Source organism: Mycobacterium sp., assembly GCF_019243155.1.
Lineage (GTDB): Bacteria > Actinomycetota > Actinomycetes > Mycobacteriales > Mycobacteriaceae > Mycobacterium.
This window is the reverse complement of sequence record NZ_JAFAUS010000048.1, coordinates 1-2,503: the sequence shown is the minus strand read 5'-3', so window position 1 is coordinate 2,503 and position 2,503 is coordinate 1. Positions and strand designations below refer to the sequence as shown.

The 2,503-nt window shown below is 66.7% G+C and carries 3 protein-coding genes; 1 reads left to right on the top strand and 2 read right to left on the bottom strand.

Annotation, left to right across the window (positions count from 1 at the left end):
* Both JOZ00_RS02565 and fgd read right to left on the bottom strand, forming a co-directional pair.
* Positions 1–874: AAA family ATPase (locus JOZ00_RS02565; RefSeq protein ID WP_293339204.1), on the bottom strand; the 874-nt coding region annotated here is incomplete at its 3' end.
* Between the two features lie 7 nt (positions 875–881).
* Positions 882–1,892 carry a glucose-6-phosphate dehydrogenase (coenzyme-F420) gene (fgd, locus tag JOZ00_RS02560; RefSeq protein WP_293339202.1) on the bottom strand — a complete coding sequence of 337 codons (1,011 nt, stop codon included), beginning with the start codon at positions 1,890–1,892 and terminating at the stop codon, positions 882–884.
* Between the two features lie 29 nt (positions 1,893–1,921).
* On the opposite strand from fgd, the gene JOZ00_RS02555 reads away from it, so the two are divergent.
* A partial coding sequence (locus tag JOZ00_RS02555) for an MBL fold metallo-hydrolase (protein WP_293339200.1) occupies positions 1,922–2,503 on the top strand: 582 nt, incomplete at its 3' end.

Below are 2,503 nucleotides of genomic sequence, written 5' to 3'. Positions count from 1 at the left end.
CGATCGACGGGTGCAGGTCGAAACCGCCGTTGAGGATCAGACACGTTAGCGATGGAAACCCGTCGGCCGCATGGGCACTGGCGACCGCCAGCACGACGTCGGAGCGATCGCCGGGAGTGATCACCGCCATGCCGTCGCGGAGCCGTTCGAGCACATGGTCGGCCGTCATGCCTGCGACCAGAATGCCCAGTGCCTCGCGTCCGGTCAGGCTCGGGTCACCGCTGACCAGTCTCCCGCCCACCGCGTCCTTCAGCTCGTCCGCCGTCGGCGCCAGCAGCAGCGGCTCGTCCGGCAGCACGTAACTGCGCGGGGCGAACTTGCGCAGTGCCTCGGTGACGGCCTCGACTTCCGCTGGCTCGCAACGGTTCGCGACGACCGCCGCCGTGTGGGCGCGCTGCGCCGCCAGCTCGGCCAGACAGACCTCGACGACGCCGGCGACCTCATCGGCGGCGCGACCTTTGGCCCGCACCGTCAGCAGCACGGGTGCGCCGAGGTTGACCGCGATCCTGGCGTTGACCGAAAGCTCGGTCGGGCTGGCGATGTCGGTGTAGTCGCTGCCGACGATCACCACCACGTCACAGTGCTCGGCCATCGCGTGGTAGGCGTCGACGATGTCGGCGATCGCGGCATCGCTGTCGGCGTGCAACTGTTGGTAGGTCACGCCGACACACTGCTCGTAGGTCAGCCCCGCGGTGGTGTGCGCGAGCAGCAGCTCCAGGATGTAGTCGCGGTCCTCGCCGAATCGCGTAATGGGCCGGAACACACCGACTTTGGCGACCGTCGAGGCCAGCCGGTGCAGGACGCCGAGCGCGATCGTCGACTTCCCGGTCTCGGGTTCGGGAGCAGCGATGTAGATTCCGCTGGCGGCGGGCACCTGTCTTTCAGCCCAGCTTCCGCAGCCTGGGCGCCAAGTCCTTCTCGAAGAGCTCCAAGAACCGGCGCTGGTCGTGGCCGGGTGCGTGGAACACCAGATGGTTGAGGCCCCAGTCGACGTAGTCCTTGACCTTGGCGACGGCCTCGTCGGGGTCGGATGACACGATCCAGCGCTTGGCGACCTGCTCGATCGGAAGTTCGTTGGCGGCCTTCTCCATCTCCAGCGGGTCGTGAATGCTGGTCTTCTGTTCGGCCGTCAGCGACAGCGGGGCCCAGAACCGGGTGTTCTCCAGCGCCTTGTCCGGGTCGGTGTCGTAAGAGATCTTGATTTCGATCATCCGGTCGATGTCGTCGGGATTCTTGCCCGCCGCCTCGGCGCCTTCCTTCATGGCGGGAATGAGCTTGTCCTTGTACAACTCCTCGCCCTTGCCGGAAGTGCAGATGAAACCGTCACCGGCACGACCCGCGTACTTGGCCACCTGCGGACCGCCCGCGGCGATGTAGATCGGGATGCCGCCCTCGGGCACGTCATAGATGGAGGCGCCCTTGGTGTGGTAGTACTCGCCCTCGAAGTCGACCCGGTCGCCGAGCCACAGCTCACGCATCAGCCGCACCGATTCGCGCAGGCGCGCGTAGCGCTCCTTGAATTCCGGCCACTCGCCCTCGTATCCGGTGGCGATCTCGTTGAGCGACTCCCCCGTGCCGACGCCGAGGAAGATGCGATCCGGGTAGAGGCAACCCATCGTCGCGAACGCCTGCGCGATGACGGCGGGGTTGTAACGGAAGGTCGGGGTGAGCACCGAGGTCCCCAGCTGGAGCCTCTTGGTGCGCTCGCCGACGGCGGTCATCCAGGCCAGCGAGAACGGAGCGTGTCCGCCCTCATGCCGCCACGGCTGGAAATGGTCGCTGACGGTCGCGCTGTCCATGCCGTGACCTTCGGCGGCAACGGCGAGTTCGACGAGTTCACGCGGTGCGAATTGTTCGGCGGACGCTTTGTATCCGAGTTTCAGTTCAGCCACCAGTTCTTTCTACTCCTAAGGTGTTGGGCATGGCTCATCAGCCGACTCTTGTTCAGATCACCGACACCGTGCACCTCGCGCAAGGCGAGGCCGTCAACTGGACACTGGTCACCGACGACACCGGCGTGCTGTTGATCGACGCCGGATACCCCGGTGACCGCGAAGACGTCCTGGCATCGTTGCGCAAGCTGGGCTACGGCCCGGACGACGTCCGGGCCATCCTGCTGACGCATGCGCACATCGACCACTTGGGCTCGGCGATCTGGTTCGCCGGCGAGCACGGCACTCCGGTGTATTGCCACGCCGATGAAGTGGGGCACGCCAAGCGCGAGTACTTAGAACAGGTTTCGCCGGTCGACATCGTGCTGCGGATCTGGCGGCCGCGGTGGGCGGTGTGGACCGCCCACGTGGTGCGCAGCGGCGGCCTGATCCGCGACGGGATTCCGACCGCCCAGCCGTTGACACCCGAAATCGCGGCGGGACTGCCGGGGCGCCCGGCACCCGTATTCAGCCCCGGCCACACGGGAGGCCACTGCTCGTACCTGGTCGACGGGGTGCTGGTCAGCGGCGACGCGCTGATCACCGGACACCCGCTGATACGTCACGATGGG